Origin of the sequence: Streptococcus pneumoniae (genome assembly GCA_040719455.1) — a bacterium.
Classification (GTDB): domain Bacteria; phylum Bacillota; class Bacilli; order Lactobacillales; family Streptococcaceae; genus Streptococcus; species Streptococcus pneumoniae_G.
The window spans coordinates 673340-687284 of the sequence record JBFDTN010000001.1; the positions used below are offsets into that span (position 1 = coordinate 673340).

A 13945-nucleotide genomic window follows, 5' to 3' on the forward strand; every position below is an offset into this window, starting at 1 on the left:
TTCCCCTTATCAGTTTCTTTTTATGTTCGTGTTACAACGGTACTTGAAAAGCCTAGTATCTCTTCCAAGCCTTGTAAAACGGCAACCAGCGCTGCTTCAACAGATGAAACATCCCCAGTCATCACAACAGAGCCACTAAAACGATCCACAAAACCAACTTGGACATCTGCTGCCTTGGTTGCAATATCAACAGCAATAATCGCTGCTTCACTTGGTGTGATGGTTAAAATCCCAATCGCACCCTTATTTTCGACAATCAAACCAAGCTTTTCAAAAATGACATCGTCTGGATTTGCGATGAGATGTGCAAGGGTGACTTGTTTCCCCGGCACATACTCTTGTATCATTCTTTGTTTTTCTTCCACCATATCTACCCTTCTTCACCTACATAGAAGATACATAGACTCTATGTATTATATACTAAATTTATTAAATTAGCAATTTCACTTAGAAAGCATTTTCTAAAATTTTAAGCACTTCCAATTCAGTTGGGACTCTTGGGTTTGTAGCTGTGCATTTATCATTCAGGGCAGCTGCGGCGATTTCTTCCTTGTACTGGGTAAAATCATCTGATGTAATACCGTATTCTCGAAGTGAGATTGGCATTTCTAATTGCTTTTGCAATTTCTTCACTGCTTCGACCAATTGGCGAACACCCAAGGCTGGATTTGCTGCACTATATCCCAATAATTTAGCAATATCTTGGTAACGAGTTGCCGTTTCTTTATGGATAGGCTGCTTACCTCGATTGATAACATTGGCATTGTATTGGATAATGTGTGGCATGAGAATGCTGTTTAAGCGACCATGCGGAATATGGAATTTCGCACCAGCGGCATGAGCAATTCCGTGGTTAAGACCTAGCGAAGCTGTGTTAAAAGCCATTCCTGCAAGGGTTGAGGCAACGTGCATTTTTTCACGTGCTTCCACATCTTGACCATTCTTATACGCTTTTGGCAAATATTCAAAGACGAGCTTAATCGCCTTTTCAGCCAAGGCATCTGAAAAATCCGTCGCATTTGTGGATACATAGGCTTCAAATGCGTGTGTCAATACGTCCATTCCTGTATCAGCTGTGATATTGGCTGGTAAAGACAAGACTAGATCTGCATCTAGCACCGCCACATCTGGCAAGATTTCCCGAGAAACCAAAGGGTATTTAGTCCCTTTTTCTGCATCTGTGATGATTGAGAAGTCGGTCACCTCAGAGCCAGTTCCACTGGTTGTTGGAATAGCAATCAAAATGGCTTGAGAGAAAATACCCTGTTTCTTGGCAAAATAATACATGGCTTTTGCAGCATCAATAGCAGAACCACCACCAATAGACAAGACAATACTAATTGGACGACCACCTGCTGATTGAATTCCCGCAACAACGGTTTCAATCGGTGGATCAGGCACGATGTCTGTAAAGACAACCACATCATTACTCGCATCGAGATAAGCTAGAATATCATCTAGCTGCCCAGATGTTTTCAAAAATGGATCAGCCACGACCAACACATGTTCGTCCTTGTATGTACTTAATTGTTTCAAAGCACCCTTGCCTATGCACAATTCAGTTTTATAAAAGATTTTATACATCTATTCTCCTTTCTTTTTCTATAAATAAATCTGCAAAACGAAAAACGGACTACATGAAAAACCACTACTCCTCTACACACGTCATAGTCGTCTCATATAGCCACATTGCTTCGTTATAAACAGTACCTCTTTGTACCATAGTTGAATTATAGCACAAAAGCGCTTTCAAATCAATGAAAATGGTCAATTTTATTTCAAAAATTATTTTCTAGCAGTATTTTTAGCCTATTTGATGCATATTGCTTGTCAAAGGTATAAAAAGGTGTTACAATAAAGATGCTAGGAAATTAATTTTAGTACTTTTAGGAATATGGAAGTTTGGTGAAAATCCAACGCGGTCCCGCCACTGTGATAAGCCTAAGCTTTAAGTCAGGTCTTTATTCTTAAATTTTAGTAGATTTCACGCCTCGATGTAAGGTGATGATGTCATTGTGGAATCAGCATTGATTGCAGCATTTCCATTATTGGCTCTACGTTAGTACGCTAATTTTCTAAAGATAAGCTGTGCTTGTCTTTCTGCAACGAAGCAGAGCCGATAATCTAGGAAAGCTGCTGCTAACCAACGATGCTTAGCAATATTCTACACTGTCGTAAGGACGCTTTCTTTTATTGAATATTCCCCCATCTTTTAGAAGATGGGATTTTTTATAGTTGTTGTAAGACACTAGCAAAGCTCTTCAAATTGGAAAAACGCATAAAATCAGTTTATCAAAATCCTGATTTTATGCGTTTTTCAATGAAATCTTTGGATTTATTTTAGTTTAAAAGTTAGTTTTTTAAACATGTTAATTTTTGTAATCCTGGTTAAAATTTCCCATTTTGATTTGCCCAAGTATCTTTTTTCGGAATAGCTGTCACAATATCCCAATGCTCCTTGATTTTCCCATTTTCCACTCGGAAAAGATCGTAATAGGCAGCATCTTCTCCCATCAAAGTTCCTTGACTAGCAACCAAAACAAAATTCCCTTGTCCAAGAACCATTTTAATTTCAGAATAATTCATATCAAAACCACTATCTTTTAAAGCTTTAAAGCCTTCAATAGTTGTTTTGACTCCATCACCCGTTTGAGGATTGTGTTGGATATAGTCATCGCCATCAAAATAGTTACTTGCTTTATCTAAATCTTTATTTACTAAAATATCTGTAACAAAGTTGCGAACTAGGGTTTTATTTTCATCTGTTTTATCAGTATCTTGTACCTTTGTATCACCATCAAGCAAGGTATGGCCGCTTGGATTCTTTTCGCCTAGATTCTGCAAATTATCCCAATGTTCAACAATTTTTCCATCGTCAAAACGGAAAATATCAAATCCTGCTTGCTCCGCTCCTCCAGCAATTTGGTACTTAGAATGTAAGACTACAAAATTTTCATCTTCAAAACTACGAACAACTTCAACCTTGGTTCCCGCATCCGCCAGCTGACCAATCGAATTCAGAACTACGTCACGACCATCTGGAACACTCAAGTTATGTTGGATATAATTTTTTTCGTTTACATATTCAGTAATTGCAGTTTTATCACCTGTCTCAAAAGATTTGATGACTGAAATAGCCTTATCAATATTTGACATCTTCTTAGCTTCTTGGCTAGTAGCAACCTGTTCTTGCTTGTTAGCATTTTCATTTGTAGCATTACTACATGCCTGTAAAAACAAACCTGATACAGTTACCATTGTCAGCACTATTGCTTTTTTATTCATATTTACCTCTGTCTTCCAAACTTTATCTGACGCCACCCAGTGATCCTGAGATGACTTTTAATATTATATATTCCATAGATATAAATTACAAATACTTTTTTTCTATATTTTATATACCTAAAAAGCATATCTTAGCTGCTTAAATGTTTTATAGTTTTCGTAAGATATAGCTGTTTCGTTTTAATTTAAGATATAGGCAGAGCTTAGGTTAGGCAAGACAAATTAACGTTAAACTAAATGACTATATCAACAAAAAGCAGTAAATCCATCAAGGACTCTACTGCTTTTTTGTTTCGTATCTTAATCTCGTTTACTTGCCCATCTTTCGACATCTGCTTTTGTGATATTATGAAAGACTTTGACACCCCGTTCATAGGCAACATCAGATTGATTTTTCCTAAAGTTTAGGACACGCGCCAAGGCAAAGAAATAATCGGACAAACGATTGACAAAGACCAAGACTTCGTTATTGATTTCTGTTGTCCACATAGTCGCCACAATATGACGTTCAGCTCGACGTGCAATGGTCCGTGCCACATGAATCATCGACGCAATTTCATCTCCCCCTGGTAAAATAAAGGTTTCCAAAGCTGGCGGAATATCTGCATAGGTATCAATGCGCTCTTCAATCCATTCGACCAACTGTTTATCGACTTTATAAGGATAAACTCCATGTGGGGTCGATAAGTCTGACCCACAGTCAAATAGATAGTGTTGTAATTGCAAGAGTTCATCTCTCAACTCATCAGAATCCGTCATTTTACTAATCGTCAGACCAATCCATGAATTTAACTCATCAATAGTCCCATAAGCATTGACACGCTCGGCGTCTTTAGCGACACTTTGACCACCCACTAGCTTCGTTAGGCCTTTGTCACCTGTTTTTGTATATAACTGCATATTGTACCTCCTTATTCTGTATTTCGAATATCAATGTAATCTTTTTTATCTAACTGTCCTTCTGCAAAGGTTGGCATATGTTCTATCGTGTAGCAGGCATTTTCCATAAGAAAGAAAGCCAACGGACAGCCAGAACCTTCTCCCAAACGCATATCCATAGCGAGCATAGGCTCAAGCCCCAACTCCTCACATACCAAGGCATAGCCTGGCTCCGTTGAAATATGAGAAGGAAAGCAATAATCCAAGACTACTGGTGCTAAGCGAGCTGCAATCAAGAGAGCCGCAATCGAAATCAATCCATCAATAACACAGGGGAATTGATACTCAGCACAAGCCAGATAGGTACCAACCATCCCTAGCAAATCAAGCCCCCCTAGCTTTGTAGCCATATCAAAAACATCTCTATAAGGAGCATGGCGCTTTAGGCATTGCTCAATAACCGCTGTTTTATGCGCTTTCATATCTTGAGTCAAGCCTGCGCCATATCCTGTCACTTGACTGGCTTTCAGCCCTAAAATCGCTGCAATGACAGCGGCAGATGTCGTGGTATTACCAATCCCCATCTCACCCGTACCAAAGAGAGTATAGCCTTTCTTAATCAGCTCAACTGTCTGTTTATAGCCGAGTAAAATAGCTTCTCTTCCCTCTTCTTTTATTAAAGCGGGTTCATAGAGCATATTACGCGTTCCATGGCGAATCTTATCCTGTGAATGCTCTCCTAAGTCCTTTTTACAGCCAATATCCACTAAGTGAACACTCGAGCCCACATGCTGAGAAATGGCACAAAGCCCTGTCTTACCTTTTAGAATATTTTGCGCCACGATAAAGGTCGTCTCTTGTGGATTAGAGGAAATCCCTTCTGCAACAATGCCATTATCAGCCACATAGACCATGACGACTTTTTTTGCAAGATCTATCTTTCCTTCAAACATGGCATACAAACGTGCATAGATGGTTTCCATTTTTCCCAAAGCACCCAAGGGCTTGGCTAGCTGGTCACAAAATGCTTTTCCTTCAGCTATTTTTTCACGACTCAAGGGCTGGAGTCTCTCGATTATTTGTTCTACTGTTTCCAAATCTAGCTTCACTCCTTTCGCTCTCGTAATCCTTCAAAAATAACTGGCGATAATCGTCTGATTTGATAGTAATTAGCAAGTGGATGTTGGGCTAATTCCTCTTCCAAGGCTTGAACGGTCTCTTTCTTAGCCTCTCTCAGTAAAATCCCTAAAACAGTGCCACTGTGGGCTACGTTGACACCGATTGCTCCGTTCTTGTTAGCAATAGCAATAATCTCCTCTAAATAGGGCTTCATCAGGCGTTTTTGGTTCAAGCGTGCACTGAGTGTTGCAACTTGACCTAACTGGTTTAGACTCTTCTCCTTGCAGGCTTCTACAAATCGTGTAAATACCTGCTCAGACTCTGCTACTGAATAATCCTTTGTCTCGGTCATTCGAGGAAGAGCTAGGGTATCAATCGTCGCTTTCGGCTCTAGGATATAAACCCATAAATCCGGTTTCCAGCTGGTCTGAAAGACTACTTCTCCTGTCAAGGGATTTAAAACTGTCCAATCCTCAAAAGCCACTGAATCGCTAGGCTCAATACTACTGCACATCTCAGTCAACTCTTCATTTGACAGGTTCCTACCTTGGAGCAAACTCAAGAGTTTTAATCCTACAAGGATATCCGCCGTACTGCTCGAGCAGCCTTTTCCAATAGGCAAGTCCGTGTGATAAGCAAAAGCAAGATGTTTCATATCTGCTAATCTCTGCATAGCCATCTTCATTTTCTGCCCAAGAACGCTCGAACCATCGCCATCCTCTACTAAACTGAGGTAGCTTTTTTCCGCGATACCGTAAGACAACAGATACTCTTGCTTACCCACCACACACTGAAATAACTCCCCGCAAGAACCTGGACAGGATACACTGAGCTTAGTCATACACACACTCATTTTCTAAGACAGCTTGCAAAGCCGCCAATAGTCGCTCGTTTTCCTCTCGGCTTCGGATGGCAACTCGATAATGTCGATTTGACAAATGATGATAATTGCTACACGAGCGGATAAACATCTTATGCTTGCGCAATTCCTCCCGCAAATCAAGCTCTCCCAAATACTCAAAGAAAATATAATTCACACTCGGTGGCACAACTCGTAAACGAGAAAAGCGCGACAAGTTCGTAAAGAGATAGTTCTTTTCCTGCTCTAGCCAATCTCTGGTTTTCTCTTGATAGGCTGTATCGGCTACAATCACAGGCACGGCTGTATCGGCTAAGGTATTGACCGTCCATGGAGCACGGCTTTCCTGAATGTCTGATAAGCAACTCGGATGATAGCTCACAGCATAGCCCAAGCGCAATCCTGGAATCGCATAAAACTTTGTCAAGGACCGCACCACGATGACATTGGGAAATGCTGCCAAATACGGAATAAAACTATCTCTATCATCTCTCAAAAAGTCCATAAAGGCTTCATCAATGATACAGAAAATCCCTTTTTCTGCCAACACAGCAGCAACTTCTTTCAGTGCTTGACTGCTTTGCAAGGTCCCTGTGGGATTATTGGGATTGCAAATTAAGACCACATCTCCACTTGACAAATCACGCGCAGCTGCAAGTAAGGCTTCACTATCCCAACCATAATCAGGAGCAGACAATACACACTCTCTCATGATGGATCCGACCTGTAAGAAGGCTTTTTCATACTCCATAAAGGTGGGGCTGAGCGTTAAGACTTTTTTGGGACGAAAATAGCGAGCTAATTCATAGAAGAGTTCGACTGCTCCATTTGAAAGAGCGATATTTTCTAAACCACAATGATGGTGCTCAGACAGAGCTAGGCGAGCCTTTTGGTAATGAATATCAGGATAATGAACCAACTGCTCCATAGCAGTCACTAAAGCTGTTTTCAGATTTTCAGATAGACCCAAAGGATTGATATTGGCACTAAAATCAATACACTCTTCTAAGGGGTAGCCCATTTTCTCTGCCAAGGCAGCAGCATTTCCTCCGTGCTCTACTCTCATACGTCCATCCTTTCTGTTCTTTATCTCTAGTATATCATTATTTAAACCATTTCAGACAGTTAAATTTAATCTTCCTGCAAATATTCTTCCAAGGCTTCAATTCCTTGATTTTCAACAGCAGAAATCTCAAATATTTTGATAGCTCCTGCTTGCTTGAGCTGCTTTCTGGCATTTTCAATCTTACTTTGATCTTTAGCCATATCTATTTTTGTAATCACACCGATAACTGGTTTGGTAAAGAGAGAAGAAAATCCTTGGGGGAAGGTCTGCATCGCATCTGCAACCGATACCAATAAGCCAATCACATCCGCTTCAGCAGCAGTGACCGTCAAAGCATTATAGTACCTGCGATGTTGCAAAAATTCTCCTGGTGTGTCAATGATGGCATCATAAAATTGAATGGCTTGAGTTTTATAGTAATCAAGTTCCAATCCCTTTAGACGCTGGGTTAGAGTTGTTTTTCCTACCCCGACAGAGCCAACAAACATGATTTTCTTCATCTGAGCCTCCCTTATTCTTTCATCAGTTTTGCATCTTTTTTATCGAGTTTAATCGTTTCGCGTTGTGGCAGTAGCACACCTTTATTTTCATCACGTCCTTGCAAGAAGTATTTCTCATCTTCTTTGCCGTAAGTATCTACTGCTTCTTTGGCAAGGAGTCCAACACCCTTGCTTGGATCTCTCAAAAGATTAAAGATCAAGCCCACTTGCAATTTAGGGAAATCTTTCAGCATAGCGTAGTCTCCATTACTATCGCCTCCAATCATGATAGGCTCTGCCCCCTCATAATTCACGGCAATCAAATCTTTGATCGTCTTGGTTTTGCCTTCCCCTTGTGTTTGTGCATACGAAGTGTCAAATTTAGACTGGATCACTCCTTGCTCATCTTTTACGAGACGCATCGCAAAGACATGATCTTTTGGAATATTATAACCATATTTGCTATTGGTTGCATACGGTACAATGACATCATAATAAGACGCAGAGCAGATATAGACATCAATCCCATTATCCATCATCGCTTTGTAAAGATTTTGCATTTCTTTTACAGAACGCACACCGCGTTTGAAGGTGACGCTGACTTGACCGGCTTCTCCTTTCAGTGTGCTTGGGCTTTCCCATGTCTCAGACACTAAGTCGTCTTTCAAAGCATAATCAATGGATTTTTCAGACAAGGCTTCCACCTCTTCTGAGGTCATCCCTGCGTACATATAAGTCACCCAAGGATAGCTGATGTCAGAGCTAAAAGTGCCTCCTACCGCTTCGTACAAATAGCGAAGTTTAGCACTGAAGTCCTTGAATTCATCCATTTTCTTGACTTCTTCTAAAGACTTGTCTCCATTCATCTCGCTGTATTCGTTATACAAAACAGTGTAATCTGACAGCAAATCGGTTGCGATTTTATTGATATTGACCGCCTGTCCGTCTTTATTGTTAAATTCTTCCTTGAAGTCATCCTCTGGCAAGGTCTCACGGACTGCCGCATCAAACTGCTCAGGAGTCATTTTGAAGGCAAGATTGGCGATTTGATAGGTAAAAGTAGCCTCACCAATGTCATTGATGACGGTTGTATTATCCCAGTCAAAGACGGCGTATGGCTTTTGGTTCTCCTTATAGTCCTTGCTCATCTTTCCATTTTCTTCGATAAGTTTGACTAAGCGTGTATGAAGGCTGCCCTCCCAATTACCTTTTGCCAAGACCTTGTCATTCATGGTCGTCTCCATTTTCGTATCAGACATCTTTGTCTCCGTCTCTTTTTGAGCCTGACAAGCTCCTAACAATAGCACAGCTCCGCAGAGCAATACAATCCCTTTTTTCCGCATGGAAAAAAACCTCCTTGATAAAATTTATATGGTAAAATACAAAAAAATGGCATAGTCATCCTGTTTGATCGTGAAACTCTCGCTTCTTTGCGAACAAAACAGGCGCCTTTGCCATTTTTTGATATTAACACTATAAGTATAACCTAGATACGGGATATAGTCAACTATAAATCGCTTTCAAAGTCTCTATCAACCTTTAGAAAATCTAGCATTATCAAGGCTTTTTGGTGTGTTTTAAGGTTTTAAAAATTTTTCTTGAGATTTGAGATAAAAGCACAATGCTCCTATTAAATTGGCTTGATTGTGAAACTGACAGGCTTCGATAGGAAGATCAAGCTCTAAAATTGGCAAAGCTTTATCAGCTAATAATCGCTGGTATTCAGCCTTCACTGTATCAATCAAGATTGCCTGCTGACTAATGCCGCCACCAATCACGACCTTATCTAGCTGAAAGAGGGCAAATAAATTTAAAATGAGATTCGCAATTTCTTGGCAATACGCCTGAAAGGTCTGCATCAAGTTCTCGTCTGCTCCCTCTTTTAAGCGGTTGAACACTTCAATTCCGTCTTCTTGACCAAGCCCCAGTTCTTGACTGGCTTGCTTGACAAACTGAACGGCTGAACCACGATTTTCTACTAAACTTTGTAATCCTTGTAAATGCAGCCCTAAAATCTGCCCTACTTGCTGAAAAGGCTTTTCCTTTTGCTCCCAAACTTGACGAAGAGAATGGCGCAAAAAGACTGGCGATTGGAGCTGAGACCATGTGAGCAATTCCCCCCTAGACACCATGCTCAAGCCCACACCTGTCCCTAAGACAAGGGCAGCTCCACATTTGCTGTCTCGCAAATGACCTAGCTGAGCTTCTGCCAATCCTGCTGCATCAGCATCGTTTAAGACAGTCACTTCAACTCCTGATTTTTCCTTTAAATACTGGGCTAGAGGAAACGTTTTGAGATACGGAATTAAGCCACCTTGAAAGACATAACCTGTCTGACTATCAATGGTACCAGGGCAGGAAATTGCAAGACCTGAAATAAGGCTCTGGTATTGCTTTATCAAGTTTTCAAGTGTTGCTAGAAACTCTGGCATAGTTGCTGGCGTAGGGACTTTGCTCAAGTCTCTTAGCTCCATTTCTTCCGTCATCAGCCCATATTTGATATAGGTTCCTCCAATATCAATCGTTAGATACTGATTCATCTTTTACCCTTTCTTCTCCATCATGCCAGCCTGTAATTGATACATTTTATGATACGTACCTGCTTTTTCTAGCAACTCCTCATGCGTGCCGCTTTCGATAATCTTGCCCTTATCAAGGACATAGATGCAGTTGGCATCCTGAATGGTCGATAAACGGTGAGCAATGGCAATGGTTGTACGTCCTTGACGCATTTTTTCAAGGGAATGCTGGACAATCTGCTCGGTTTCAGAGTCAATATTTGCCGTTGCTTCATCCAAAATCAAAATCTTAGGCTGGCTCGCGACTGTCCGTGCAAAGGCAAGCAACTGCCGTTGACCAGTTGAAAAGCTACTACCACGCTCAGATACAGGAGCTTGATACCCCTTAGGTAATTTCTGAATGAATTGGTCTGCGTCAACAAATTCTGCAGCAGCCCGCACTTCTTCGTCTGAAATGTCTTGGTACATCTTGATATTGGATTCAATCGTGCCGTGATATAAGAAAGGATCTTGTAAGACAAGCCCGATATTCTTGCGCAATTCTGCTTGTGAAAACTGACGAATGTCCTGTCCGTCAATCAAGACCTGACCCGATTCGAATTCATAAAAGCGCATCAAGACATTGATAATCGAAGACTTACCAGAGCCTGTCGCTCCGACAAAGGCAATGGTTTCGCCCTGCTTGACTTGAAAAGAAATACCGTCCAAAATCCGCCGTTTTCCATCATAAGAGAAAGACACGTCACGAAATTCGATAATGCCTTCTTCAATTGTCGCAGTACTGTTTCCCTGACTCGGTTCAAAACCAGTCTCATCAATCAAGTCAAAAACTCGACCAGCAGATACCATTGAAGTTTGCAAGGTCGAAAAGTTTTGGGTTACTTCAATCAAGGGATCAAACAGGCGATTGACATATTGGATAAAGGCATACATAAGCCCTGCTGAAATGCCAACATCAAGACCACGGAAGCCAAAATAAGCCATTAACAGCGCATAGGCAAGGAGTTTTAGAAGCGACATAGCAGGTCGCAAGAACAGGCTGTCAAGAGCCATCGAGCGATTGGCATAAGCCACATGCTCTCGATTGATTTCCTCAAATTCCGCCTTCAAGCGCTCTTCCTGACTGAAAGCCTGAATAATCCGAATCCCCTCGATACTCTCAGACAGTTTACTATTGATATCGCTCAAGAGACTTCTGGTCTTAGCGATAACAGTAACCGATTTTTTGCGGTAGAGATTGACCAAGATAAAGATAACTGGGAGCAAAAGCGCCACCAAAGCAGTCAAGCGGACATCCAACATCAGCATGGTATAAAGAGTCACACTGAAAATAAAGACGGCTGAGATAAAGCTGGATAAAATCCCTGAAAACATTTCAGAGATGGCCTCGGTATCATTGGTAATCCTAGAGACAATCGAACCTGAAGGTGTCCGATCAAAATAGGACATGCCCAAACGCTCCATATTGGCAAAAGCGTCTCTGCGAATGTCACGCACAATGCTGTAAGAAACCCTTGCAAAAAAGAGATTTCCAAAATACTGAATCAGTGTCTGTACGACATACATCAGATAATAGCCAACCAAAATCATGACCGCCGTCTGATTGACATGACTCAAATAATGGTCGATAAAATGAGAGGCAATCAGGGGAATGATATTTTTCACAACGGTTGTTAATAAGAGCAGGCCAAGGGCAAGTGCCGTCAACCATTTATAGGGCTTTAAATAGGTCAGCAAACGTTTAAAAACAGCCCATTGATTAGCTTTCTTCATTTGGCACCTCCTCCATTTCTAGCTGTTGGGAAGCGTAGGTCTCCGCATACCAGCCACCTTGCGCAAGCAATTCCTCATGACGGCCACGCTCGATGATTTTCCCGTCCTGCATCACCAAGATTAAGTCTGCATGGACAACTGCTGACAAGCGGTGGGCCGCAATAATCGTAGTCTTAGCTTGCCGTGTTTCTTTGAGATTTTCGATAATGGCATGCTCCGTTTTCGCATCGACCGCCGACAAGGAGTCGTCTAAGATTAGAATCTCAGGATTTAAAATCATGGCACGACTCATTGCAATCCGCTGCTTTTGACCGCCTGACAAGGATACCCCTTTTTCGCCAATTAGCGTATCAAAGCCCTCTGGCATGGCTACGATGTCTTCATAGACATAAGAAAGTTTCGTCGCCTCTTCGACCTGTTCTCGTGATAAATTAGGATTTCCAAAACGGACATTTTCCAAAATCGTGGTTGCAAATAAGAATTGATCCTGCGGTACATAGCCGATTAGTTTGCGCAAATCGCTCAAGCGATAGTCTCGAATATCATGCCCATTGAGCGTAATGCTCCCAGCTGTCACATCGTGCTCTCGCAATAACAGTTTCATCAAACTGGTCTTTCCAGAACCAGTCTGCCCAACCAAGCCCAAGGTCTGACCTTTCTCTAAAGCAAAGTGAATAGCTGATAAAGTTTCAGACTCTTCGTAGCTGAAGCTCTCCACATCATAGACTAAGCGACCATTTACAACTGTCTCAACAGGATGTTCTGGCTCTTTAATATCTTCTTTCTGTGCTAACAGCGTATGAATCCGGTCATAGGACACACTTCCACGCTGAGCAATGTTAAATAAGAAACCAATCGCCATCAAAGGCCAAACCAGCATATCAAGATAGGTCACAAAGGTCACTAGATCCCCAATGGTCACCTGGCCTCGGGCAATCATCATAGCACCAACCGCTAAGGTCAAGACATACGAGCCTCCAATAAAGAGCAAAACAAGTGGATCAAACATGACATCATAGGTCATGGTTCGCATATTTTTCACAAAAGCCATCTCATTGACCTCTTGAAAAGAAGCAATTTCCTCTTCTTGGTAGCCAAAGGACTTGGTCACCTTGATCCCTGCCACACTCTCTTGCACCTTATTGTTCAATTCTGAAAAGGCAGCTTGAGAACCCTTGGTTGCCTCATGAGTTTTCCGCCCTAGCTTACTGGTAGCAAGCGCCATAAATGGCAGGGGAATCACCGCAATCAAGGTCATTTGCCAAGAAATAGTGAAAAACATGGTGATCAGAGTCACCAAAGCCGTAATGGAAGCATCCACTGCCGACATAACACCGCCACCTGCCAAACGAGTTAAAGAGTTGATATCATTGGTCGCATGCGCCATTAAGTCTCCCGTCCGGTATTTCTGATAAAAAGACGGAGACATTTTTGTAAAATGCTCAAACAAACGATAGCGAATGATTTGCCCCAAACGGTAAGAAGTCCCTAAAATATACATCCGCCAAATATAACGTAACCCATACATGGCAAATGCAGCAAGAATCAAATAAAAGAGCTGCAAAAGCAGATCTCCCTTCGTCAAATCACCACGCGTAATAGCATCAATGACAGACCCCATAATTTTCGGTGGAATCAAATTTAAAACAGCGACCAAGCTCAAGGAAGCAATTCCGATGAGATAGCGCCGTTTTTCCTCCTTAAAAAACCACCAGAGATTTTTAATAATCGACATGAATTTTCTTTCTATTGCTCTGATTTTTTAAGCATACTTTTTCTATTATATCATAAATTGTAAGAGAAGATTCATACTAAGATTTTCCAAAAATAGAACAGAGAAGAAATGCTGGCTCTTCTCTGTTAATTTTTCAATAAATGGACGTCAGAAATCTCAATCATCATTTAAAGCAGCAAATTGGGGCGCTAACTCTCCCAATCTGTCTCGCCTAGCGGTCTGTTTTTTCAT

General features: G+C 41.4%; 12 protein-coding genes and 1 riboswitch. All 12 genes read right to left on the minus strand.

Annotation, left to right across the window (positions count from 1 at the left end; translation table 11 throughout):
• Positions 1 to 20 precede the first annotated feature (20 nt).
• Positions 21 to 365 (minus strand): BMC domain-containing protein, encoded by a 345-nt coding sequence (locus AB1I63_03135; protein ID MEW4353881.1) that lies wholly within the window; start codon positions 363 to 365, stop codon positions 21 to 23.
• Between the two features lie 82 nt (positions 366 to 447).
• The gene (locus AB1I63_03140) at positions 448 to 1584 is read right to left on the minus strand and encodes a 1-propanol dehydrogenase PduQ (protein MEW4353882.1); all 1137 of its coding nucleotides are present in this window, start codon (positions 1582 to 1584) and stop codon (positions 448 to 450) included.
• 285 nt (positions 1585 to 1869) lie between these two features.
• A riboswitch (adenosylcobalamin (AdoCbl) riboswitch) is annotated at positions 1870 to 2016 on the plus strand.
• 372 nt (positions 2017 to 2388) lie between these two features.
• Positions 2389 to 3285, minus strand: a complete 897-nt coding sequence (locus AB1I63_03145; protein ID MEW4353883.1) for a nuclear transport factor 2 family protein — start codon at positions 3283 to 3285, stop codon at positions 2389 to 2391.
• A 300-nt stretch (positions 3286 to 3585) separates the two neighbouring features.
• Entirely contained in the window at positions 3586 to 4185 is a 600-nt protein-coding gene (locus AB1I63_03150) for a cob(I)yrinic acid a,c-diamide adenosyltransferase (protein MEW4353884.1), read from the minus strand.
• 11 nt (positions 4186 to 4196) lie between these two features.
• Positions 4197 to 5261: a nicotinate-nucleotide--dimethylbenzimidazole phosphoribosyltransferase gene (cobT, locus tag AB1I63_03155; protein ID MEW4353885.1), complete on the minus strand. Its 1065-nt coding sequence runs from the start codon at positions 5259 to 5261 to the stop codon at positions 4197 to 4199.
• 8 nt (positions 5262 to 5269) lie between these two features.
• A complete protein-coding gene (locus AB1I63_03160; GenBank protein ID MEW4353886.1) occupies positions 5270 to 6124 on the minus strand; it encodes a kinase in 855 nt (284 codons plus the stop codon).
• Positions 6117 to 7208 carry a threonine-phosphate decarboxylase CobD gene (cobD, locus tag AB1I63_03165; GenBank protein ID MEW4353887.1) on the minus strand — a complete coding sequence of 364 codons (1092 nt, stop codon included), beginning with the start codon at positions 7206 to 7208 and terminating at the stop codon, positions 6117 to 6119. Before cobD ends, AB1I63_03160 begins: the two co-directional genes overlap by 8 nt.
• A gap of 65 nt (positions 7209 to 7273) precedes the next feature.
• Positions 7274 to 7708 (minus strand): EutP/PduV family microcompartment system protein, encoded by a 435-nt coding sequence (locus AB1I63_03170; protein ID MEW4353888.1) that lies wholly within the window; start codon positions 7706 to 7708, stop codon positions 7274 to 7276.
• An 11-nt stretch (positions 7709 to 7719) separates the two neighbouring features.
• Positions 7720 to 9030, minus strand: a complete 1311-nt coding sequence (locus tag AB1I63_03175; protein MEW4353889.1) for a haloacid dehalogenase-like hydrolase — start codon at positions 9028 to 9030, stop codon at positions 7720 to 7722.
• 234 nt (positions 9031 to 9264) lie between these two features.
• A complete protein-coding gene (locus AB1I63_03180; GenBank protein MEW4353890.1) occupies positions 9265 to 10227 on the minus strand; it encodes an ROK family protein in 963 nt (320 codons plus the stop codon).
• 3 nt (positions 10228 to 10230) lie between these two features.
• Positions 10231 to 11979, minus strand: coding sequence for an ABC transporter ATP-binding protein (locus AB1I63_03185; protein MEW4353891.1), 1749 nt, complete (start codon positions 11977 to 11979; stop codon positions 10231 to 10233).
• Positions 11966 to 13714: an ABC transporter transmembrane domain-containing protein gene (locus AB1I63_03190; GenBank protein ID MEW4353892.1), complete on the minus strand. Its 1749-nt coding sequence runs from the start codon at positions 13712 to 13714 to the stop codon at positions 11966 to 11968. Before AB1I63_03190 ends, AB1I63_03185 begins: the two co-directional genes overlap by 14 nt.
• Positions 13715 to 13945: the final 231 nt, after the last annotated feature.

Bases quoted from the DNA above. Each gene is read 5' to 3' on its own strand.
- AB1I63_03140 (MEW4353882.1), bottom strand. From the start codon at position 1,584: ATGTATAAAATCTTTTATAAAACTGAATTGTGCATAGGCAAGGGTGCT.
- AB1I63_03145 (MEW4353883.1), bottom strand. From the start codon at position 3,285: ATGAATAAAAAAGCAATAGTGCTGACAATGGTAACTGTATCAGGTTTG.
- AB1I63_03150 (MEW4353884.1), bottom strand. From the start codon at position 4,185: ATGCAGTTATATACAAAAACAGGTGACAAAGGCCTAACGAAGCTAGTG.
- AB1I63_03160 (MEW4353886.1), bottom strand. From the start codon at position 6,124: ATGACTAAGCTCAGTGTATCCTGTCCAGGTTCTTGCGGGGAGTTATTT.
- cobD (MEW4353887.1), bottom strand. From the start codon at position 7,208: ATGAGAGTAGAGCACGGAGGAAATGCTGCTGCCTTGGCAGAGAAAATG.
- AB1I63_03170 (MEW4353888.1), bottom strand. From the start codon at position 7,708: ATGAAGAAAATCATGTTTGTTGGCTCTGTCGGGGTAGGAAAAACAACT.
- AB1I63_03175 (MEW4353889.1), bottom strand. From the start codon at position 9,030: ATGCGGAAAAAAGGGATTGTATTGCTCTGCGGAGCTGTGCTATTGTTA.
- AB1I63_03180 (MEW4353890.1), bottom strand. From the start codon at position 10,227: ATGAATCAGTATCTAACGATTGATATTGGAGGAACCTATATCAAATAT.
- AB1I63_03185 (MEW4353891.1), bottom strand. From the start codon at position 11,979: ATGAAGAAAGCTAATCAATGGGCTGTTTTTAAACGTTTGCTGACCTAT.
- AB1I63_03190 (MEW4353892.1), bottom strand. From the start codon at position 13,714: ATGTCGATTATTAAAAATCTCTGGTGGTTTTTTAAGGAGGAAAAACGG.